Consider the following 22,234-nt stretch of genomic DNA (forward strand, 5'->3'; position numbering starts at 1 on the left):
GAAGAGATATTTTCAGATAAAACATTGACTTACCTCAATAATGAGGAGAATGTTTACTCCAGACCGGAGAAGCTGTGACGTACCAGCACGAGTTTTTCAATCGGCACGGGACGCCCGAACAAGTACCCCTGATAGGCAAGACAACCATAGCTGGCCAGGCGGCTTCGCTGCTCTTCGGTCTCCACCCCTTCGGCGATGACCGAAAGGTTCATGCTCTTGGCCAGTGAAACGATGGTGCGCGCTATATCAGCATCATGCGTATCGGTCAGCAGATCGCGCACGAAGGACTTATCGATCTTGAGCTGATCCAGCGGCAGACGCTTGAGATATGACAAGGATGAATACCCCGTGCCGAAATCATCCAGCGCAAAGCTCACACCATGCACCTGCAACTGTGTCATTTTCTTGATGGTATCGTCCAGGTCTTCCAGCAGCATGCTTTCGGTGATTTCCAGCTTCAAGCGCGCCGGGTTGGTGCCGTATCGCCGGATTGAACTGAGTACCAATTCAACAAAATTTGCCTGATGAAACTGCTTGGCGCTGATATTCACGGCCAGAATCAAATGCTGCGATTCCGGGTGCGCCGACCAACGTGCCAGCTCCTTGCAGGCATTGTCGATAACCCACTCACCCAACGGCAGTATCAAGCCTGTATCCTCAGCGACGGGAATAAAGTCGACCGGCGAAATCATCCCTTTCTCCGGATGAGTCCATCGCAGCAGCACTTCGGCTCCTATCAATTGATCCCTGTGGTTAACCTGAGGCTGAAAATAGAGGACAAACTCATCTTTCACCATTCCCTGCCTGATATCATTAGCCAGTGCGGCATGCTCCAGCACCTTGGCTTGCATATCCGGATTGAAGAAACGATGGGTGTTGCGACCGCACGCCTTCGCCTGATACATCGCCAGGTCTGCCTGTTTGAGCAGCTCATCCACACTCTCATTCTCACCATGAAACAGGGTGATTCCGATACTGAGCGTACTGAAATGCTCCAGATCTTCGAAGCTGTAAGGTCGCGCCAGTGTTTCCAACAGTTTTCTACTCAGAGCATCCGCCTGCTTCGACGCTGATTCCTGATTTTTGCCGAGGTCTTCAAGCAGGATGATAAACTCATCGCCCCCGATTCGTGACACGGTATCATTGCGCCTTACACACTCAGACAGCCTTTCAGCTACCATCTTCAGCAGACGATCACCCATATCATGACCCCGGGTGTCATTCAGCGTTTTGAAGTCATCCAGATCGATATACAAAATCGCACCGTAATGTTCATTGCGTGAACTGCTCAACAGGGCTTTGATCAGTCGTTCCATCAACAACTGGCGATTGGGCAGGTTGGTCAGTTGATCATAGAAGGCCAACTGTTTGATCTTGGTTTCGGCTGCCTTTCGCTGGGTCACATCAACCAGTGTCACGACATAGTTGATGATACTGTCTTCGGTATCGTTCATCACCGCCGAAATACTGGTCCACTGCAGATACTCTTCGCCATTTTTGCGCACATTCCACATTTCACCCTGCCAGGCGCCATCCTCATCCAGTGCTTCGTTCAGGCTCTCGTAAAACAGTTGATCATGTTTTTTCGAACGAATGATTTCCAGATGATGCCCCACAACATCATCTGGATTGAAGCCTGTGATATCAGTAAAAGCCTGATTGACGCGCAGAATGATTTTATCCTTATCGGTGACCATCATCCCTTCGGCAGATTCAAATACAGTGGCAGCGATATTGAGATCCTCAACCATACGCTGCATCGCCTCTCCTACCTGGTTGTATTCATATACACCTGTAGTTGTGAAGTGAGCGCCGCGGGAACCCTGCTGAATCGCCTGAATATACTTGATCAGTTTACCAATAGCCTGATCATGGCTCAGATGGAGCAACCAGGCGGCAACAAAAAGCAGAAACAGAAAACCGCCGGATAGCAGAAAAAATGATTGCCAGTAGTTATCGGTGGCCGAAACAAAACGGGACTCGGAAACGCCAAATTCTATCCATAAAGGGTAGGGAGTATTATTCAGCGTCATCTGTTTGCGCATCAGGTAGACCCCATCCTGAAATCGCAGCTGCGACAGTTCCTCCGGTTCATGCGAGGAAGTGATACCGGTTTCAATTTTGCTGTAGCTTATCTTGACCCTGTTTTCAGAGCCGATTGCCAGATAGTCCAGATCGGCCCGATCAGTCAAGGTACGCAGAAAGGAGCGGTTCTGTCCGATAGCAAGGCCAGTGAACATATAACCACGTAACTGGATGGTAGCCGGATCGAAAATTGGAATCGCTTTCAGCATCAGCGTGAGATCATCACTGGTCACGATATGCCAGGTGTTGGTGTAGTGGACCGGAGAGCGCAACGACGCCAGAATCGGTTTGATATTATAAAGAGGAAGCCCTGCATCCATGACAAGATTGCCTGAATGATCCAGCAGGAAAAAAACATCCAGAATCGCACCCATGGCTGAGTCCTGGAACATGAAAATCATGTCCTCAGCAACCGTGTCAAATTCGGTATCCTGGCCTGCCAGAGAGGTAAAAATGCGGTTGGATGCAGCTGTGTGGAGATACACTTCGAGGAGATTGAGTCTGTTTTCAAGAATCGTCTGCGCCGTACGATGGCGCTGAAACAGGCTGTTTTCGATTTCAGATTGCAGGCTTATTTCGGCAGTACGAACAGAATAGGCCATGGATACAACCAGCGCCATGAACCCAAGAAATCCAAAGATCAAGGCTATCCGTGTTGCAAACTTAAGTTCCCATTTTCCTCGTCCATTTGGTTTTTTGTCCGCTGATAGCGAGTTTGACTGCATCCAGCCTTGACCTCTTTGCCACTTCTGGCCTTGTACATGTTGTCTTCAGCGACAATAACACCCGATGCATGACAGGAAAACCCTACTCATTCGAGTCTTCTACCAACTGTTTGTACTCTTCGACCTGACTGGTAAACAGTGCATCCAGCTCATCACTGTTCATGAATACAACCGGCATTTTGATCCTCTCTTCGGTCACCTGAATAAACCGAGGATCACGGGTAACGGCTTCAAGCGCTTCAGCCAGCACTTTGACATGATCATCAGGAGTATCTGCAGGAACGGCGACCACGCGAACGGCGTGCATACTGACATCATAACCCAGCTCGCGCAAGGTCGGTGCTTCCGGATAATAGACCAGACGCTCATCTGCCAGGCTCGCCAGAACATGCATCTGTCCCGAGTCGGTATAGGCGCTGTGCGTACCACCACTGAAAGCAAAATCAGCATCACCTGATACGATCAGTGGAGCCATTCCTGCACCGCCGGTTGTCGGGACAATACGTAACGTCAGCCCTTCAAGTTTGGCAATGCGGTTAATAATGAAACGATCCTGAATATTCTGCGTGGCGTAAATCAGGCCTGGATTTGCCTTGGCATGGTCGATCAACTCCTGCCAGGTTTTAAAGGGTTTATCCGGTCCGGTGACTATCGCTGCCTGGTCCAGCGTGATACCCGCCACATAGCGGAAACTGTTCAACTCATAGGAGGCAGGTGAGGCCAGCGGGGCGAAGGTGAACGGCAGAGAGAGGCCATACTGAAAGATATAACCCTGATCGGTACTGCTGGCCAGCATCGCAGCTGCCGCGCCGCCACCGGCACCCGGATGATGAATGATATTGACCGGCTGGCCCAGTTGCTCAGCCAGCACTTCGGCCAGAACACGCCCTTGCACATCTGTGCTGCCACCGGGGTTGAACCCGATCAGCATCGTCAATGGCTGCGACGGAAAACTATCATCCGCAACCGCAGGCAACCCCGTTAACAGCAGTGATAAAAGTACAGCAAACCTAGACAGCGTTTTTAATTTCATAAGCATACTTCTGTTTTTGCTGGATGAAATGCCCTTGCTTGCAGTTTAGGGTGCCTTTGAGGTTCTGTCCACAAGGGTATCAGGCACTACACATCTACAAGTTCAGCATAGTTAAAAACAGAGTAAGCTAATTTAGATGCCATGACCAACCTGATGGAGGTGCATAGAGGAATCACTCCTCCTCTCTTCGATGCTGACATGCCCGATGAATAAAATCGAGTTGCTGATCACAACGTCGACACCGAAAGCACATCAACAGGTGTCCTTTGAGCCAGAGCCACTCTTTGATCGACAGTGGGCGATCAATCTTCTGTGACATCAGCTCGGTGGAGTGTCGACAGGACATCATCAGGAAGCCTCCTCATTCAGGAACCAGCTTTTTTCAAGGCAGGCACGCAGTTTCAAGCGCGCCCTGTGCAGTATCACCCAGCAGTTCTGCTCCGATATTCCCAGGCTGTCGCAGATCTCATCCGTATCCATGCCCAGCAATTCACGCAGGGTAAAAACCCGAGCCGTGTTCGTCGGCAAATGAAATACGCAGATATCAAACACCTGCCAGAAATGATCTTTCTCCAGCGCCTGCTCAGGATCATGCCAGGGCTGGGGGATCTCGGTAGGCTCCCACATATCATTGGCAGCAAAAAAATGTTCGATATCGGGGTAATCCTCCTGCTCCAGACTGATGGTTCTTGCTTTCGCACGGCTGCGTATCTCATCCAGCAATTTGTGCCGCAGAATACCGAACACCCAGGTTTCGAATTTTGCCTGCCCTCTGAATCTGTCCAGAGACTGATAAGCTGCCAGCAGAGCATCCTGAACCAGATCCTCGGCCGCATACTGATCACTCAACTGCAATCTCGCAAACGCCAACAGCCTTGGTCTTACTGCCTCAAGGCGCTTTTCATACGACTCATTGTCCTGACTGTCTGTCACTGCCCCACCACATTGCATGTTATAAAGGGATCTCAACCAACTTTACGTCATATATTCATTTTTGCGTAGTTGAGATACGGTTTTTATGCTTTGATTCGTGGTACCAGTGCCAGAACGGGAAAGGACTCCAGCATCTGTCGCGCTCGCTGATAATCTTCCGGCCTGTCCACGTCCCAAACCTGTTCGAGTTCGGACCAGCTCAACTGAAGCCTCTGCAGATGCTCACGCGTCTGGGTCATCACCCGACCACTACCCCATTCGACGCCGCGAAACAGCTCAGGTTGAGGTTGATTCAGGCCAACCAGTGCATAACCTCCATCTTCTGCAGGCAGAAACACTGCGTCATGCGTCTTCAGTTCAGCAGCACAGCGCTGCAACAGTTCAGGTGTCAGCACCGGGCAGTCGCTGCCGATCAGCAGCAGAGGCGTCTGATGCGTGTTGAACAGATGAATGATCCTTTCGCCAAGATCACTCCCCTGCTGCTGAAACCGCTCGACACCAAAGCGACGGCTGATCTCAATCAGAAACGGGTGATCCCTGTCGCCGGCGCACCAGAGTTGAACCGGCGACAGTTGGCTCTCGAGTGCTGTATTCAATGTTCGCAGCACCAGTTGCTGATGTACGCCCGCCGCTGCCTCGGCACTCATCAGCGGCATCAGCCGTGTTTTGCACTGCCCTGGTACAGGTGCCTTGGCAAAGATCGCCAAAGCGGTCATTTGCACGTCTCCTCGTACTGACTTCCAGACTGATTCCCTTCTGGCATACGATAGCCATAGCGCACAGCCAAGGCTTCGGCCGACACACCACGCCAATAGGCAAAGCGCAAAGACCACATCAGCAAGATGGTGCGCCAGAGCCCCTTCTCCTGCCAGCGCCGCCCGGAAGTGGTGACGCGCGCGCGCAGGCACAGAGGGCGTTGCAGCGAGCCCAGACGGCAACTGATCTCGATATCCTCCATCAGCGGTTGCTCGGGAAAGCCCCCAACCGATTCAAACAGCCCGCGGCTGACAAAGAGCGCCTGATCGCCAGTCGCAATACCGCTCAGACGCGAACGCAGATTAATCATCCAAGCCACCACCCTGAGCATCGGATGTGATCCGGAAATGTTCACATCATAACGCCCCCAGACACGAGATGAGTCTGGCCAGCGGATCAACAACGCCTGCAGCGCTACCAGCTCGAGCTGCGTATCCAGATGCAGGAACAGCAACCGATCAGTACGGGCATGCGCTGCACCCAGATTCATCTGTGTTGCTCGCCCCGGCGCGCATTGCAGCACAATATCCACGAGGGGGCCGGCATGCTCCAGAGTACCGTCCTGACTGCCACCATCCACCAGAATCAGCTCGGCATGTTCCCGCAGTGGTTGCAGCCGATTCAACTGCGTCTGGATCATCGCAGCCTCATTCAGAACCGGAATAATGATCGATAAACGCGGCTCAGCCATCTCTGGCCTCGCTTTCATCGCTAATGTCGGGTTGCAGGGGTGATAAGGGTGCCAGAGGTATCTTGATCAGATCCATAAAGTTCAGACGCGCCTCATCCCGAAACTCCTTCAAACCTATCGTCATCTGCAGATGTCCATCACGCGGCTGCACCGTATAGGTACGAAACAGTTTGTCCCAGATCGATAGAAAGAACCCGAAGTTGCTGTTGGTTTCATCAGGATGGATCGAATGATGCGCTCGGTGCATATCCGGCGTTACCAGCAGTATGCGCAGCCGTCTGTCCAGTGCTGATGGCAGTCGGATATTGGCATGGGTAAAGATCGCAAAGGCATTCAGGATCACCTCAAACGCTATCACCACCCAAGGATCGATACCGAACAGCAGCACGATCAATGCTTTGTATAACAGCGACAGGCCTATCTCAATCGGATGAAAACGCAGGCCAGTCGTGACATCCAGCTCAAGATCGGTGTGGTGCATGCGATGCAGACGCCACAGTAAGGGGATATGGTGTGTTGCCAAGTGCTGCAGCCAGATCGCCAAATCCAGCAACAGCAAGCCAATCAGCCAGAGCAGTGGCTCAGGCACCGGGAGCTGATGCAACACACCCCATTGATGCTGCTGTGCCCAGATCGCCGCAGTGACTGCCACGGCACCAATGGTCAGGCGAGCCAGCAGGCCATTCAGCAGTGTAATACCCAGATTGATTCCCCAGCGACGTACTCTGGCATAGCGCCAGGTCCGTTTCGGGCGCCACCACTCCACAACGGCACAAATGGCAAAGATACCCAGAAACGCACCCAACCTGATAACCCACTCAGCTATCATTTGCATTTAACCCAATCGCCAGTGATGAAAACGTTCCACCCAAGCCAGCACCCGATGCGGCACATGTGCTCTTTTCCACTCCCCGGCCGCATATTTATTTACCTCGGCCATTGTTGGGTAGATATGGATCGTTCCCAGCAATTTGTTCAATCCGATGCCGTGCTTCATCGCCAACACATATTCAGCAATCAGATCACCACTGTGGTTCCCGACCAGTGTCACGCCCAGAATACGATCCTTGCCCGGTTCGGTCAGCACCTTGACGAAGCCATAGGCCTCACCATCGGCGATCGCCCGGTCCAGATCGTCTATTCCGAAACGAGTCACTTCGTAAGCGATCCCTTTCGCCTTCGCTTCCTGCTCATTCAGACCGACACGCGCCACCTCTGGATCAGTGAAGGTCGCCCAGGGGATGACACGGTAATCCACCTTGAAGGATTTGAAGCCACTGAACAGCGCATTTACCGACGCATACCAGGCCTGATGAGCGGCCACATGGGTAAACTGATAAGGGCCGGTGACATCACCCACAACATAGATATTAGGATAGCGTGTCTGCAGCAGCCCATTGCTGTCGAGTGTGCCATTGTTTCTAGCCTCAATACCCAGCGCCTCCAACCCGAAGCCGCTGATGTTGGCCGTGCGCCCCAGCGCCAGCAGGACACGATCAAACGGCAGCGCCTCTTCACCCTCGGATGAAGAGGCGATCAACACCGGCTGATCTCCTTGCCACTCAAAACGCAATGCCTGGGTATTCAGGCGCAGATCGATCCCTTCATCCCGAAATCGCTGCATTACCAGAGCGCTGGCTTCTTCGTCTTCACGCGGCATCAGGTGTGCATTACGCTGCACTTGCGTCACCTGGCTGCCCAAGCGTGCAAAGGCCTGCGCCAGCTCACAACCGATCGGTCCGCCCCCCAACACCAGCAGGCGCTTCGGCAAACTATCCAATTGCCAGAGGTTATCGGAGGTCAGATAATCCACCTGATCCAGCCCCGGCAGATCCGGCACCGCAGGACGGGCACCAGTCGCAACGATGATCGATCGTGCCGACAGCACCTGCTCTGTACCATCTGTCGCGGTGATCTTGACCTCCCAGGGTGAGATCACCTCCGCCCTGCCCTGCAACACTTCAACACCCAGTTTTGTGTAGCGCTCCACCGAATCGTGCGGCTCGATGGTATCGATCACCTGATGCACCCGTTGCATCACCCTGGAAAAATCGATCTCAGGCTGCGCCTTGCCAAGTCCATAGTGATCTGCATTACGCATCTCCTGCGCCAGTCTGGCGGAGCGGATAAGCGCCTTGGATGGCACACAACCGGTGTTCAGGCAGTCGCCGCCCATCTTGTGCTGCTCGACAAGTGTCACCTTCGCTTTGACCGCCGCGGCGATATAAGCGCTGACCAAACCACCACTGCCTGCCCCGATCACGATCAGATTGCGATCGAAACGACTGGGCTTGCTCCAGCCCTTATACACCTGATGCGCCTTGATCCGATCGACGATACGCCGCGCCAGCAGAGGAAACACACCCAGCAGCACAAACGCTCCCAGCAGCTCAATGGATAGAATCCCCGACAAAGAATCAATGCGTGCCAACTGAGTACCAGCATTCACATAGACAATCGTGCCGGCCAGCATGCCAACCTGACTGACCCACCAGTAGGTCCAGACCCGCATTCTGGTCAGCCCCATCACCAGATTGATGACGAAGAAGGGAAACAACGGTACCAGCCTCAAGGTAAACAGGTAGAAGCCACCCTCACGCGCGACACCGGCATCAATCGCCTGCATGCGCCCGGCAAAGCGTCGGCGCACCCAGTCACCGAGAAGATAGCGCGAGACCAGCATCGCCAGAGTGGCGCCCAGGGTCGAGGCAAACGACACCAGCAACAGCCCCCAGAGCAGACCAAAGATCGCTCCCCCAGCCAGCGTCATTACCGCTGCACCCGGCAGAGACAGCGCCGTGACCAGCACATAGATACCGAAAAACACCAGGCTGGACATCAGCGGGTGCTGATCACGCCAGCTTTCCAGCGCCAGTTGTTGCGCCTTCAGATTATCCAGACTCAGTAGACTGAGCCAGCTCTGTTGCCAGGCGATGACCAGGAACAGAACAAGCAGTAAGACGACCCAGAATCTGCTTTTCATCCTCGTAAATCCTGGTCTGCCAGAGCACCACCACAACTGGAGCCCTGACCGGCAGTACAGCCATAGCAGTGATCGGCAATCGCAATGGGGTCTCCCTCGAAATCACGTTCCAGCAGCTCTGCGATATGTACCTGCCGATGCGAATCGCCCAGCGGCATCTGCAACTGCTGATTGAAATCACAATCATGAACATAGCCATGCCAGTCAACCGATATCAGACTGCGACACATCAGGGTATCCAGCGTGGTGGGATTAAATGAGTTGCGTAGCAGTTGCATGTAAGGGTCAAACTGACCTTTGGATACCAGTGTGCTGCCAAAGCGCTGAATCGGCATATTGGCCAGCGTAAACAACTGATTGAAATGAATACCGTAGCGTGTTTGCAGCTCGCGTTTATAGGCGGCCTCCAGCTCCACTTGTGACGGTGGCAAGCTGGGGCCCTGAGGGTTATATACCAGATTCAGGACCAGACCCGATCCCTCTTCACCATAACCCAGTGCATTTAGCTGCTTAAGACCGGCAATACTCGCCTTAAACACACCGTTACCACGCTGAGCATTGACGTTATCTTCCAGGTAGCAGGGCAAGGAAGCGACAATATCCACTCGATTCTGCGCCAGAAACTCAGCCGTATCCTCCTGCCCGGGCTCAGACAGAATGGTCAGATTACAGCGATCGATCACCTTCACATCACGCTGACGTAACTCGCTCACCAAGCGCCTGAAATGAGGGTTCATCTCGGGAGCACCGCCAGTCAGGTCTGCCAGACCGATACCATGCCGATCCACCAGCTCCAACATCAGCGCCATCGTATCCCAGTCCATCTCCTCCTTGCGCTTCGGGCTGGCCGCAACATGGCAGTGCACACAGGACTGATTACAGCGATAGGTGATATTGGCCTGAAGTGTATCCAGCTTCTTGCGCCGCAAGGGCGGAAAATCGGTGGCGATCAGTTTGGGTAACATGGCATGCATGGACAGCTCCCTGGGTGGCTGATTGAATAGTGTTCATTGAGAATACAACCCTTCCAGTATGAAGGAATTGGCTTCAACTATGACTGAGTCGTAAGAGATACGCACTTCCTTACAGTCTGGGTTGTTTTTTTGTGCCCTGAGCAACAACTCCTCGAACAACGATCGCACACAATTTAGTGATACTCAGATTCGGAGCCTTCATTCTCAGGGCGTCCAGAGTGCTAAACAACTCCTTCTACAGGATATACCATCCTCATCTCCTTTTTGATCAAAACAGCAATGAAGGTGGCATCGTTCAAACGAATAGGGTAATTATCTGTAAGGATAGGTTATGAGTGTACGACTACCCCATGTGCAGGCAAATCCCTGCAAGGCAAAGTCTATCTGATATTCAGAGGGCTCTGGACAGCTAATCTCTCTAGAACAAGGAGCAGTAAGCATGACTCAACAGGGCGCCAAAGCGGCTGAAAAGCTCCGGCAACTGCTGGGATGCCGCCTATGCTGGAGAGTCACTGCAGCGGTGTTTATGAGTATTCTGTTTATTGAGGCCGCCATTCTGATTCCCTCTTATGTGAACTATGAGCGGGATCGACTATTGGCCATTGCCGAATCCGGTCGTCAGGTGATCAAAGCTACTCTGGGTGTTCCGAACCTCCCGGTTGAACAGAAGTTCAGCCAACTCGACAGTATGCCCGATACCCTTCTGATTACTGGTGTGCGTATTTATGCCGCAGATGGATCGCTGCAGTTCAAAAGTGGCGAAGCACTGACAACCCAACCCTCAGCAGAACAGAGACACCGGCGCATTGAGGACGGCACACGTCTTGAGGTCCGACTGACACCAAGCGATCTGGGTAGTCATTACACCGCCGAGATCCGCCTGGATACCAGCCAGGTATCCGCAGAGCTGGTCGCGTTTGTCTGGCGCATACTCGGCCTTGTCCTGCTGATCGCTTTTTTCGTGACGGTCACAACCATGCTGGTCGTCCATCTGCTGATGCTCGGCCCCACACTGTTTCTGCGTAGTCGCATGCAACTGGCCAGTGAAGACCCGGGCCACCCATTGCGCTATCTCAGCTCACTCAAGCGCCACGATGAACTGGGCGATCTTTCACGTGCCTATGATGGACTGCTTACCCGTGCCTCAGCCAACCTTGAATCACTGGCGATGCGTGAGCAGGAGCTGGAAAATATCAATGCCAGTCTGGATGCTCGCGTGCAGAAGCGCACTCAGGAATTGACCCGCGTGAATATCCAGTTGCAACAGGAGATCAAGGAGCGCATGGCCTATGAGGAGACCCTGCGCTATCAACGCAGTCATGATCCACTGACCGAGCTACCCAATCTCGCGAGCTTTCAGGATCGACTGCAACAGAGTCTGCAACAGACTAATCCGGGCGCCTCTAAACTCGCCGTCCTGATGTTGGGGCTGAGCGACTTTGCGTCCATTAACGCCATCGGCGGGCACGAGGCCGGTGATGAAGTACTGAAGACGGCCAGTGAGCGCTTATGCAGCATACTGGGAACGGCGCACACCCTGGCCAGAGTCGGTGGTGATATCTTCGGGATCATCTTGCCTGAGTTCACAGATGCAACCGTGACCGCCGCTCTGGGCGAAGAGCTGGTTGCAGCTGTGAGCCAGCCGTATCGCATCGATGCCCACACCTTCACCTGTGGGGCGAATGTCGGGATTGCGGTCTTTCCTGATGATGGGGACGATTTCTCAATCCTGATCCGCCACGCCGATCTCGCACTGAGTAATGCCAAGCTGGAAAAAACACAGACCGTACACTTCTTTGTCGAAGGCATGAACAAACAGGTCGAGCAGCGCAACCGCCGTCTCAGCCAGCTCAAGCAGGCACTCACCGAACATCAGTTTGAAAACTGGTATCAGCTCCAGATCCATGCCGATACAGGTCAGATCAAAGGCGCCGAGGCGCTGGTACGCTGGCATCATCCAGAGGAGGGTATCATCTCGCCTCTTGAGTTCATCCCATTTGCCGAAAGCAGCGGGCTGATCATACCGATTGGCGAACAGGTACTCAGAGAAGCCTGCCGGCAGACATCCATATGGCGCAATCAGGGTTATCCAGGTTTCATCATGGCAGTGAACCTCTCACCCAGGCAACTGAGTGTTGAAGGGCTTGAACAAAAGGTCGCCGCGATTCTGGATGAATTCGACCTGCCACCCGAAGCGCTGGAGCTGGAAATAACTGAAAGTACTGCCATGGAAGACAGTGAAGAAGCGGTCAAAACGATGCATGCACTGGCTGACATGGGTATCTCTCTGGCAGTGGATGATTTTGGAACCGGATACTCATCACTCTCCTATCTGAAACAGTTGCCAGTGCACAAAATCAAGATTGACCGCGCCTTCGTCAAGGACCTTCCTGAAGACCAGCAGGATCTGGCCGTCTGTACGGCCGTCATCAATATTGGTGCGGCGTTGGGTCTGGATGTTCTGGCAGAAGGGGTGGAAACCCGGGAGCAGGCTGACCTGCTCAGATCGCTTGGGTGTCAGTTTTTCCAGGGCTACTACTTTGGAAAACCTCAGTCTGCAGATAAATTCAGTAAAAGCTTTCTGCAGCAAACAGCTTGAACCCTTCCATCACTTCACGACTGTCACAATCAGGAGTCGCCCCCTGAGAAATTCACAAAGCTCTAAAGTCTTATTATTTACTTAATATACAGATAATTACGATAAAAAAACCACTCCACAACCGTTTACTTCAACTTGCATAACGTCATAAAAAATGCTAGTTTTTCTGACATAAGTGGAGGCTTAAACCATGTCTGTGACAGAAAGCATCAAACAACGTGCACTGAAAATTAAGCGGGGTGAGCCGTTCACTACCAGCAGTTTTCTTAAACTGGGATCTCGCGCCGCTGTCGACAAGGCGCTCTCCCGCTTAGTTGAGAGTGGCACTATCCAGCGAATCGCCCGCGGGGTATTTGCTCGTCCAAAGAAAAGCCGCTTCATCGGCAACGTGATGCCGGACGTGTCCCGTATCATCGAGGTTATCGCTAAAGATCATGGCGAAACCGTACAAGTGCATGGTGCGGAAGCCGCTCGCCGCTTCAAACTCAGCACCCAGATGCCCACCACCCCGGTATATTACACCAATGGCCCTAGCCGGGAGATCCGCATCGGTAATATCAAGGTCAAGCTGATGCACACGACCAGCCATCGAAAGCTGCAGCACGCGGGCAAGAAACCGGGGCTGGCCCTATCGGCTCTCTGGTACCTGGGCAAGGACAACATCGATACCGAGGTAGTCCGACGCATCCGGGAAGGCTTGAGTACAGAAGAGTTCGAAACGTTACGCACTTCCAAGATGCCAGCCTGGATGGCCAGCGCAATCGAAAACCATATCCAAGGAGCCGCCCATGGCTGAAGCCTACTTGGAACTATCGGGATCCGATCAGAAAGACATCCTTCAGGCGGCAGCTGCGGAGCTGGGTCGCCAAGCAACGGTATTAGAGAAAGACATATGGGTCTGCTGGACATTGCAGACCCTCTTTTCCATGCCCGATGCCCACCCCATGGCCTTCAAGGGTGGCACCTCCCTATCCAAGATCTACGGCGCTTACGACCGAACTCGACTACCCCACCAGTGAAGTCGTGGTGCTCTCGCCGGAGCGCACCTTCTGGGAAAAAGCAACATTGATCCATGTCGAATGCAACCGTGGACTATTAAAGGAAAACGCCAAGCGACTCTCTCGACACTGGTATGACCTCGTGATGCTGAGTCAGCATACCTCCGGCCAGACTGCCATCCAAAACCGTGCACTGTTCGAGGACGTCGTTCGCCACAAGAAGGTGTTTTTCAAGTCAAGTTATGCAAACTACGACGCCTGCCTCAAGAACCAGCTACGACTGCTCCCGGAAAAAGAAACCTTGAACGGACTCCGTATCGATTACGAGAAAATGATTAGCGCTGGCATGATGTACCAGACTCCACCCACCTTTGAAGAGATCGTAAACTCAATTCGTCATCTCGAACAGGACATCAACGGCTCATAGCAATCACAACATATCCAGCGTCAACACCAGGCGCTTTTCGTCCGGTGCTGGCACGGGCGAACGGTGAATGATCCCTCTGCCCTCGTTGCCTGTATATAGCTCACCCTTGAACAGGGCCACATAACCGGTCGGCAGCTGCTGAATGGCAGAACCCGGTCGCAGAAATCCCGATGCCGGGTCATCACTGGCTGCGCTTGCCAACAAGCTCCGATCAGCATCCTCATTCATGACCCACTCAGTACCACTGCCGCAGAAAGTCGTGATCATGCGGACGCCCACCCGATCAACATGAAAGCGCGGACACATGGCCCGATCGAGTCTTGCCAAGCGCGCACCCACCTCGTCCAGATCAAACAAGCAACTGAACGCATCAATCAACAGCGCAATCGCGTCATATAGCGGCCGGCCCGCTTCATCCTTGCCCAGTTCGCCAAACATCTCCTCAGCCAGGCTGTCCGGGCGCCCAACGGCGCGACGATCACAGCACAAGTTGCTGTGCAACAGTGCCTGAGCAGAGGCTATGACCTGCTCTATGTCTGGTAGGGGTACTGCAACCAGATTGATATCCGGCTCGCAGATTCTGCTGAGTTCGACAAACTCCTGACCGATATGCCAGTGGTCGTTGCTGTATTGAATCTTTTCAGCTGTATTCATTATGCCACCGTCTGGTCAAACTGGTCAGCGAAGGGGTCTTGGAACTGTTTCCAACCCGCATTTCCGAGCAACATCTCTTCGTCGGTCAGTAAGCAACTGTTCAGCGCTTTGATAACCTGTTGCTGATCCAGATTCTGGCCGATGAACACCAGTTCCTGTCGCATATCACCAAAAGGCTCTACCCACTTTTCCATGATGTAGTGACGCGTTTCTTCATCTTCCGGCCAGCGTGCTTCTGGGATCGCTTTCCAGAAATGCCCGGCTACTCCATGATGGGCAATACCACCTGCCTGACTCCACTGCCAGGCGTGTTGGGGTTTGCTGGCCAGCCAGAAAAAACCTTTCGAGCGCAGCAACTTGCCTGTGGCCCAGTCATCATGGATAAAATCATGAAAACGCTGAGGATGAAAAGGTCGGCGAGCTTCAAAGGTAAAACTGCCTATTCCGTACTCTTCAGTTTCTGGTATATGCTCACCACGCATCTCCTTCAGCCAGCCAGGTGCCAGCTGCGCCTTCTCGAAATCGAAGAGTCCTGTTCCCAGTACTTCGTCAAGATCCACCTGCCCCTGTGTGATCGGCAGAATCCGAGCATCCGGGTTAAGGCTGCGCAGAATAGCTGTCAACTCATCCAGTTGTGTCTGGCTGATCAGGTCGGTTTTGCTGATCAGCAGCAGGTTGCAGAACTCCACCTGTTCTATCAGCAGATCGGAAACGCTGCGCTCATCCTCCTCTCCCAGATGCTCTCCTGTCTCCTGCAGGCTCTTCGCCTCATGAAAGTGCTGCAGAAAGTTAACACCATCCACCACCGTGACCATCGTATCCAGTTGCGCAATCCTATTCAGAATGCGTCCCTGCTCATCCTCAAAGGTGAAGGTTTCCGCTACCGGCAGTGGCTCCGAAATCCCGGTGGATTCGATCACCAGATAATCGAAGCGCCCAGCCTCAGCCAGACGCGCGACTTCGATCAACAGGTCTTCGCGCAGGGTGCAGCAGATGCAGCCGTTGCTCATCTCGACCAATTTTTCTTCGGTACGGCTGAAACCGTCCTGTTGTTGAATCAGGGCCGCATCGATATTGATTTCACTCATATCATTAACGATGACAGCGATTCTCTTACTCTCCCGATTATTCAGGATATGGTTCAGCAGTGTGGTTTTACCGGCACCAAGAAAGCCGGACAGGACGGTAACTGGCAGGGGATTCATTGCAGATCTCCGAGTTTGGCATTCAGTCATGCAGTGATTAATATGTTATATCATAACACTTACTGATCCATCCTATGCAATAGCTGGCATAACCCAAAATCCAAGTGTGGGGGTAATCTGTGCAGAATCTGGCTGCCTGCTACAGAGGTGCGCTGCTGAATACCTCTGCACTTCTGGACTGTGTCGGCACCGAATGCCAGATCCCAACAAAGCTTGCTATCAGAGTTTCTTTTCCCAGAACATCGCACTACCCATAGAAGGGTCCAACTGATAATACCGATAACCCAGCGCTGAATAGGCCTCACGTGCAGGCATATTGCCTTCCAGCACTTCAAGCGTCATTTTGACACAGCCAAGTCGGCGCGCCATCGCCTCCGCCTTGGCGAACATCTGCTTACTGATGCCACGGCCACGGTACGCCTGAGAAACCACCACATCATGCACGTTCATCAGTGGTTTGCAGGCAAAGGTGGAAAAGCCTTCGATACAGTTCATCAGACCCACAGGGATATCGCCATCCAGTGCCAGAATCACCCGAATAGTGGGACGTTTGCGCATCTCGGCGATCAGATGCTCTCGGGCAAACTCAGATAGAGGTTCCCCACCACCCATGGGATCGCAGGCATATTCATTCATCAACTGCAGCATCGCATCAGCATGCAACTGCTGGCTCAGATCCGCTTCACATATCTCAAGCATGATGTTTCCTTATTGTCTCTTGAATCTGTCTACCAGTTCGTAAAGCGCCTCTGAACTCTGCTCCAGATGGCGGTTTTTCTCAGATGCATCAGCACCACTGGACAGGCTGCTATTTGCCAGCTCAGCAATGCGCACCACCTGGCTATTAATCTCATCAGCCACATGCGACTGCTCTTCTACCGCAGCGGCCATCTGCACAGACATGCCCGCAATACTGGTGACTGATTCGGATATACCAGTCAGCATCTGCTCAGCTTCAAGCACGTTTCGCACCCCCTCTTCAGCTGCATGCTGGCCATGCTCCGCTGCATCAACTGCAGCTTTCGCTCGCTCACGAAGGTTGGTGATGATGCCGCGAATCTTCTGCGTGGATTCCTGAGTTCTGCGTGCCAATTCTCTGACCTCACCTGCCACCACGGCAAAGCCTCGCCCTTGATCACCTGCTCTGGCGGCTTCAATCGCCGCATTGAGCGCCAGCAGATTGGTCTGTTCGGCAATCTGCTCGATCAACTCAGCCGCACCGGTGATGCTGTCGGTATTGCTGGCAAGCTCTTCAACGGACTGACAGATGTTATTGACGGTTTTCTGCAGATCTTCGATCGACTGGCGGGTGTGATGCGCAACTGTCATACCTTGACGAGTCAGTTTATCCGAGTCTTCAGCCTGGGCTGCGGTACTCTGAACATGGCCGGATACTTCACCGATGGTCGCGGTCATCTGATTCATTGCAGTCGCTACCTGTTCGGTTTCAATCTGCTGTTCGCGCACACTGGAGGCGGCCTGAGTACTCAAGACATGTGCTTCTGCGGCTTGGCGCGAAACATCATGAGCCGCTTCGCGCAGGCGTACCAGCACGGTATTCAGATGGGCATGGTCGCTCAAAATACTCATCTCGAGTCGGGCGACAGGTCCGATTCGATCGGTATAGGTCAGTACAGCAAGATCATGCCGGAAAGAGTGCGGCATCAGATCCAGCAGACGATTATACTGGCGCTTGTGCCTGAGCGAGCCGGTTGCGATCGCCACAATGGTCGGCAGCAGCAGAGCCGGGAGCAACAGCGCATTCCCGAACGACAAGGCCAGCAGATAAGCCAGCACAACCGCTGCCAGCGTCGGTAGATAGATGGCGGCCTCTTTTATGAGGGCATGGGTACTGTTCTGCGGTTTGCCCCCCTTGTTGACCCGGGCATAAAGTTCAGTGGCTCTCTGGATATCTTCTGGCCTGGCACGCTGCCTGACCGACTCGTAACCCACCACCTTACCGTTTTTGGAAACAGGCGTGACATAGGCATTGACCCAGTAGTAATCACCATTCTTGCAGCGATTTTTCACCACGCCCATCCAGGGCTTTCCCGCCTTGAGATGCTCCCACATCACCGCATACGCAGCGGGTGGCATATCGGGATGGCGCACGATATTGTGATTCTTGCCCATCAGCTCTTCGCGGCTGAAACCACTGACAGCAACGAACGTATCATTGCAATAGGTGATGATTCCTTTGAGATCCGTGGAGGAGATCAGAGGCTCACGTTCGGGAATAACGACCTCTCTGTCCGTAACCGGCAGATTTTTTTTCATGTTGGGCTCTCCAGAACCTTATAATTATTAACAGCATAGGATAGTGGCAGTATAGCGTCATATAACGGATTACTGAATTAAAGGATATGAATCAGATACCGGTACGGCCGAGATCACGATCCAATCGGCGGCGTAGCTCATTCTCACTGCCGGGTACCGTGCCGATGCTGATCGGCTGACCTTCAGCCGATAGAAAAATCACCATACCATCCAGCAGTTCATGCTGCTCTGTGAAAACCTGTCCCTGCGGCGTCCCCATATCGGCAACCAGAAATTTGATATCCTCTTCATAATCAGCACGTACACGATTGATCCGCTCCATCGCCTCGATACCTGAAGGTGCAAAGTTCTCATAGGCAAGTACCAGTGCTGGCTTACCCTGACCTATCAGCGTCAGATCGGTGGAAAGAGGCTTGATGGCCAACTGACTCCAGAGAAACAGCCCACTGGCTGCAAAGATAAGAAAAACGATGACAAATTTAATCGGTTTAGTCACAAGGTAGTCCTGTACTGGTTGTAAAAAAATGATGGCTGTCAGCGGCTGACTTACGTCAACCTTTTCCGGCCAGATAAAGACCTGCGGCCACCATCAGTGAACCAGCCGTATAGTTGAGTTTTTTCATCGCTTTCTCCGACTGGAAAAAACGCCTCGCTGTTGAAATACCGGCCGCTATCAGCATGAGGCCACACATCAGTCCGGTAATAGTCAGCGTCACTACCAAACCGATATCACGCTGTGTCAGTGATGTCAGATCAATAAAAGTCGGCAGGAATGCAATATAGAAGAGAATCACCTTCGGGTTGGACGCCGAAATCAGAAACCCCTGCACAAAACTCATCACCACTCCAGCCTGACCTGCTCTGCCTTCGACACCCTGAATACGGATCGGTGCCGTCCACATTTTCCATCCCAGATAGATCAGATAGGCAGCACCGGCAAAGCGGATCAGGGTAAACACTTCTCCCCAGTGCTCGGCCAGCGTCGCCAGACCATAACATGCCAGAATCAGATAGATGACATCGCTGACAGTCATACCCAACGCAAGGGGGAAACAGGAGGGAATACCCGATGTCATGCCTCGCGCCAGCAGTGCGAAGATACCCGGCCCCGGGGTTATGGCAAAGATGAAAATAGCAACAAAATAGGTTATCGCGCTTTCGATGGACATGATGATTCCGGAGGTTATATGCCGCTTTATGTAATGCTGTAAGCAGCCTGTTGGTAACAGGGTAAGTTTAATACTACTGGTAGCGCGAAGTATAAACCTCAGACGGCAACGGGTGAAGTTCAGTTCAACCGTTGTCGCCTGCATCACTGGCATTTTTCGTCTCGCAGAAATGAAAAAAGCAATGTTATACTCAAACGCTTCAATCACATCTGCTGAGGCCGTGCAGTGCAGCAATCCATGTCAGAAGGACAACTGATCACCTCTCCCAAGGAGATCATGTTGATGTTCCGCCGGATACAGGCGCGCCTGTCGCCCATCACCATCAGACCCCGAGAGTCCGGTCTGAGTCTGACCTCCTATCTGCTTGAGATTGACGCCGAAAACAGGCAACTGGTGCTGGATGAAGCACTCCCGAGGAACCGCAATCATCTCCTTCAGGATGGCCGACCACTGATACTCGAAACACTCTATGATGGCTGCCGTCTGACCAGCACAGAAGTGGTTGCAAAAGTTGTTACCTCCGCTCAGGGCGAACTCCACTACTCCATCCCGCTGCCGAAAAAGCTCCACTATCTGCAAAGGCGCCAATCATTTCGTGCACCTGTCCGGACCATGCTGGATATCATGGCACGCCTGCCGGATGCCAGCTACGACATGATCCACGGTCGGCTCAAAGACCTGTCTGTTGATGGTTGCCGCCTGGAGTTTAATGGTGATCTGAGCACAGAGCTGGTCCCCGGTCAGATACCCTTGCCGCTGACACTGATTTTCCCTAACACCTCCCAACTTGAGCTCCATCTGGTATTGCTCAGAGTAGATTATAACGACACACGCCAGAAAACCTACTGCGGCTGTCGCTTCGAGGCACTGAATGGTAGTCAGCGAGCACGTGTAGCCAACCTGGTGACTGATCTGCAGCGTGATCAGATCAACCATGAAAGACATGGCGGCGACCCTACCGGTACCCCTGTATTGTTTATTCCCGGCGAAAAATCAGTATTCATGGAGACTGAGGTAAAGAGCAGCCCTGGTCCAACGCCCTCTTCCCCTTCTCAGGCTCAGGCTCAGAGCAAAGCGACGGATAATCCCCGCCAACTCAGCGCCCTTCAGTTACAGACACTGGATGCCCCGGTGGATATCAGACGTGCACATCAGTCGGCCGTCATTGCCATGAAAGACCTGGTCGCAGCGCTCAGAGTGCAGAAACTGTTACCGATCGAACAGGCGCAGGAAGCCGCCCATAATCTGCTGCGCGCCTGGATGCAGGATCGACAGCACCTGATACTGCTGACCCGGATGCGCACGGCAGATAACTTTCTGTTCGAACACTCCATCGCTGTGGGTGTACTGCTCGCAGATTTTGTGGCCTTCAAACAGGCAGATCAGATCAGGCCCGAGAGTCTGGAGCGACTGATTTTCAGTGGTCTCTGCCATGATCTGGCAAAATCATTGATCACGGAGGGGATAGAAGACAAAAATCTGATTCCAACTGATGATCGTGTCATTGAGCTGCGAGAGCATATGGATGATCTGATCAGCCAGCTGGCACGCATCCCGGGCGTTCCTAAAGAGACTCTGGTGATCACCCGGCAGAGCCTGGAACGCCTTGATGGCAGCGGTCTGCCAAAAGGATTGATGGCTGCAGAGATGCATCCCTTGGGCAAACTGGCTGCCGTGATTGATACCTACGACACGCTGAGCCATCGCTGGTTGAAAGAGGATGTACATTTTCACCCCCTGCTGGCAATCAAGCAGATGCTGGGTATGCCAGACCAGTTGCACACAGCCAGCATCAGGCACCTGATAGCACAGCAAGGACGTTTTCCACTGGGATCAACTGTCAGACTGAATGATCAGACGCTTGGACTGGTCATGCGCCAGGATGAAAATCAACAACCGACACATCTGCGTCTGGTCTACAGCCTGGCAAACACCAGCGCTTTCCCATCCCGGGATATTGATTTGCGCGACAGTAATCTGAGCATCGAAGCATCATCTGATCCTGTTAAACCAGGTATCAGCAGTTCACTATTGAGATTACCGCTTCGTAGCTGAAAGAATGCTCATCGCTTCATTTATCCGTTTCAACTGCTCCTCATCCCCCCCACGATCAGGATGATGAATCATCGCCAGCCGCCGCCAGGTGGATTTGATCTCGGGTAAACTGGCCTCTGCCTCCAATCCCAGCACCTTCAACGCCTGCTGGCGTTTCGAATCATTGATCAGAGGTTGCCCGGTGCGGATATAGCGCCAGAAACCATCCAGCATCTGCTCCAGCTCCAGCTCACCGGTAGACTCTAACTGACTCATATCCAGGTAGTACTCACGCAGTTTGTCGGCCATTTCGAGACCGGCATCAGTGCTGCTGTAGGGTAATAGCCGAATACTGAGCGCATTGATCTGCAGACAATGGCGCGCTTCCCGGTGCAGCCTGTCGCGCAGATGATACAGACGATGAAACAACAGAAAGTGCATATGGAACAGCTTCAGCGTGTTACTGAAGCTATCTTCATCAAGATGAATGAGTTCTCTGCGGCCCAACTCTTTCAGCATCTGATACTCTGACAGACCGGCAGGATACTCTACCAACAGGTCCACCAGCAGCTCATCAAACCGCTTATCTTCGTCTTCTTGCATCTCGCTCTCATATCTGGGGATCTATTTTGATCCAGGGCAACTAGACTGTAACATTAATGCCCCAAGGCTTGAAAAGCATGGGGACAAG

21 protein-coding genes are annotated in these 22,234 nt (G+C 52.9%); 5 read left to right on the forward strand and 16 right to left on the reverse strand.

All coding sequences use genetic code 11. From position 1 onward, the window contains the following. Positions 1-53 precede the first annotated feature (53 nt). The 9 genes from ACK3CJ_RS15880 to arsS all read right to left on the reverse strand — a co-directional run bounded on the left by ACK3CJ_RS15880 (position 54) and on the right by arsS (position 10,180). Positions 54-2,705 carry an EAL domain-containing protein gene (locus ACK3CJ_RS15880; protein ID WP_409523189.1) on the reverse strand — a complete coding sequence of 884 codons (2,652 nt, stop codon included), beginning with the start codon at positions 2,703-2,705 and terminating at the stop codon, positions 54-56. Positions 2,706-2,892: 187 nt separating this feature from the next. Next, positions 2,893-3,843: a tripartite tricarboxylate transporter substrate binding protein gene (locus tag ACK3CJ_RS15885; protein WP_409523190.1), complete on the reverse strand. Its 951-nt coding sequence runs from the start codon at positions 3,841-3,843 to the stop codon at positions 2,893-2,895. A gap of 172 nt (positions 3,844-4,015) precedes the next feature. Further along, positions 4,016-4,192: a zf-HC2 domain-containing protein gene (locus ACK3CJ_RS15890; RefSeq protein WP_409523191.1), complete on the reverse strand. Its 177-nt coding sequence runs from the start codon at positions 4,190-4,192 to the stop codon at positions 4,016-4,018. Beyond that, positions 4,192-4,776: a sigma-70 family RNA polymerase sigma factor gene (locus ACK3CJ_RS15895; protein WP_409523192.1), complete on the reverse strand. Its 585-nt coding sequence runs from the start codon at positions 4,774-4,776 to the stop codon at positions 4,192-4,194. Before ACK3CJ_RS15895 ends, ACK3CJ_RS15890 begins: the two co-directional genes overlap by 1 nt. An 83-nt stretch (positions 4,777-4,859) precedes the next feature. Beyond that, complete coding sequence (locus ACK3CJ_RS15900; protein WP_409523193.1) at positions 4,860-5,492, reverse strand: TIGR04282 family arsenosugar biosynthesis glycosyltransferase; 633 nt, start codon at positions 5,490-5,492, stop codon at positions 4,860-4,862. Continuing rightward, complete coding sequence (locus ACK3CJ_RS15905) at positions 5,489-6,223, reverse strand: TIGR04283 family arsenosugar biosynthesis glycosyltransferase (protein ID WP_409523194.1); 735 nt, start codon at positions 6,221-6,223, stop codon at positions 5,489-5,491. Before ACK3CJ_RS15905 ends, ACK3CJ_RS15900 begins: the two co-directional genes overlap by 4 nt. Beyond that, the gene (locus tag ACK3CJ_RS15910; protein WP_409523195.1) at positions 6,216-7,058 is read right to left on the reverse strand and encodes a sterol desaturase family protein; all 843 of its coding nucleotides are present in this window, start codon (positions 7,056-7,058) and stop codon (positions 6,216-6,218) included. The genes ACK3CJ_RS15905 and ACK3CJ_RS15910 overlap by 8 nt, the downstream gene beginning before the upstream one ends. Continuing rightward, positions 7,059-9,206, reverse strand: a complete 2,148-nt coding sequence (locus tag ACK3CJ_RS15915; RefSeq protein ID WP_409523196.1) for an FAD-dependent oxidoreductase — start codon at positions 9,204-9,206, stop codon at positions 7,059-7,061. It lies immediately after the preceding gene. Next, positions 9,203-10,180, reverse strand: a complete 978-nt coding sequence (gene arsS, locus ACK3CJ_RS15920; RefSeq protein ID WP_409523197.1) for an arsenosugar biosynthesis radical SAM (seleno)protein ArsS — start codon at positions 10,178-10,180, stop codon at positions 9,203-9,205. The genes ACK3CJ_RS15915 and arsS overlap by 4 nt, the downstream gene beginning before the upstream one ends. Before the next feature lie 439 nt (positions 10,181-10,619). On the opposite strand from arsS, the gene ACK3CJ_RS15925 reads away from it, so the two are divergent. The 4 genes from ACK3CJ_RS15925 (at position 10,620) to ACK3CJ_RS15940 (ending at position 14,204) form a co-directional block, all read left to right on the forward strand. Next, positions 10,620-12,779: a putative bifunctional diguanylate cyclase/phosphodiesterase gene (locus tag ACK3CJ_RS15925; protein WP_409523198.1), complete on the forward strand. Its 2,160-nt coding sequence runs from the start codon at positions 10,620-10,622 to the stop codon at positions 12,777-12,779. Between the two features lie 190 nt (positions 12,780-12,969). Beyond that, positions 12,970-13,575 (forward strand): DUF6088 family protein, encoded by a 606-nt coding sequence (locus ACK3CJ_RS15930; protein ID WP_409523199.1) that lies wholly within the window; start codon positions 12,970-12,972, stop codon positions 13,573-13,575. Next, a complete protein-coding gene (locus ACK3CJ_RS15935) occupies positions 13,568-13,798 on the forward strand; it encodes a hypothetical protein (RefSeq protein ID WP_409523200.1) in 231 nt (76 codons plus the stop codon). Before ACK3CJ_RS15930 ends, ACK3CJ_RS15935 begins: the two co-directional genes overlap by 8 nt. 7 nt (positions 13,799-13,805) lie before the next feature. Further along, positions 13,806-14,204, forward strand: a complete 399-nt coding sequence (locus ACK3CJ_RS15940; RefSeq protein ID WP_409523201.1) for a nucleotidyl transferase AbiEii/AbiGii toxin family protein — start codon at positions 13,806-13,808, stop codon at positions 14,202-14,204. Positions 14,205-14,207: 3 nt separating this feature from the next. Here ACK3CJ_RS15940 and ACK3CJ_RS15945 read toward each other — a convergent pair whose 3' ends face one another. The 6 genes from ACK3CJ_RS15945 to ACK3CJ_RS15970 form a co-directional block, all read right to left on the reverse strand. Then, the gene (locus ACK3CJ_RS15945) at positions 14,208-14,858 is read right to left on the reverse strand and encodes a DUF1826 domain-containing protein (RefSeq protein WP_409523202.1); all 651 of its coding nucleotides are present in this window, start codon (positions 14,856-14,858) and stop codon (positions 14,208-14,210) included. Then, on the reverse strand, positions 14,858-16,063 hold the full coding sequence (zigA, locus tag ACK3CJ_RS15950) for a zinc metallochaperone GTPase ZigA (RefSeq protein WP_409523203.1): 1,206 nt from the start codon (positions 16,061-16,063) through the stop codon (positions 14,858-14,860). Before zigA ends, ACK3CJ_RS15945 begins: the two co-directional genes overlap by 1 nt. A gap of 219 nt (positions 16,064-16,282) precedes the next feature. Further along, positions 16,283-16,762: a GNAT family N-acetyltransferase gene (locus tag ACK3CJ_RS15955; protein ID WP_409523204.1), complete on the reverse strand. Its 480-nt coding sequence runs from the start codon at positions 16,760-16,762 to the stop codon at positions 16,283-16,285. 9 nt (positions 16,763-16,771) lie between these two features. Beyond that, a complete protein-coding gene (locus tag ACK3CJ_RS15960; protein ID WP_409523205.1) occupies positions 16,772-18,340 on the reverse strand; it encodes a methyl-accepting chemotaxis protein in 1,569 nt (522 codons plus the stop codon). A gap of 91 nt (positions 18,341-18,431) precedes the next feature. Then, a complete protein-coding gene (locus ACK3CJ_RS15965; RefSeq protein ID WP_409523206.1) occupies positions 18,432-18,836 on the reverse strand; it encodes a hypothetical protein in 405 nt (134 codons plus the stop codon). A gap of 55 nt (positions 18,837-18,891) precedes the next feature. Continuing rightward, positions 18,892-19,509 (reverse strand): LysE family translocator, encoded by a 618-nt coding sequence (locus ACK3CJ_RS15970; protein WP_409523207.1) that lies wholly within the window; start codon positions 19,507-19,509, stop codon positions 18,892-18,894. Positions 19,510-19,746: 237 nt separating this feature from the next. On the opposite strand from ACK3CJ_RS15970, the gene ACK3CJ_RS15975 reads away from it, so the two are divergent. Beyond that, complete coding sequence (locus ACK3CJ_RS15975; RefSeq protein ID WP_409523208.1) at positions 19,747-21,564, forward strand: flagellar regulator YcgR PilZN domain-containing protein; 1,818 nt, start codon at positions 19,747-19,749, stop codon at positions 21,562-21,564. Here the strand turns inward: ACK3CJ_RS15975 and ACK3CJ_RS15980 are convergent. Next, the gene (locus tag ACK3CJ_RS15980; RefSeq protein ID WP_409523209.1) at positions 21,547-22,146 is read right to left on the reverse strand and encodes a DNA-J related domain-containing protein; all 600 of its coding nucleotides are present in this window, start codon (positions 22,144-22,146) and stop codon (positions 21,547-21,549) included. The two genes, ACK3CJ_RS15975 and ACK3CJ_RS15980, sit on opposite strands and share 18 nt — an antisense overlap. Between the last annotated feature and the right edge of the window lie 88 nt (positions 22,147-22,234).

The organism is Nitrincola salilacus, assembly GCF_046271865.1.
Taxonomy (GTDB): Bacteria; Pseudomonadota; Gammaproteobacteria; order Pseudomonadales; family Balneatricaceae; genus Nitrincola; species Nitrincola salilacus.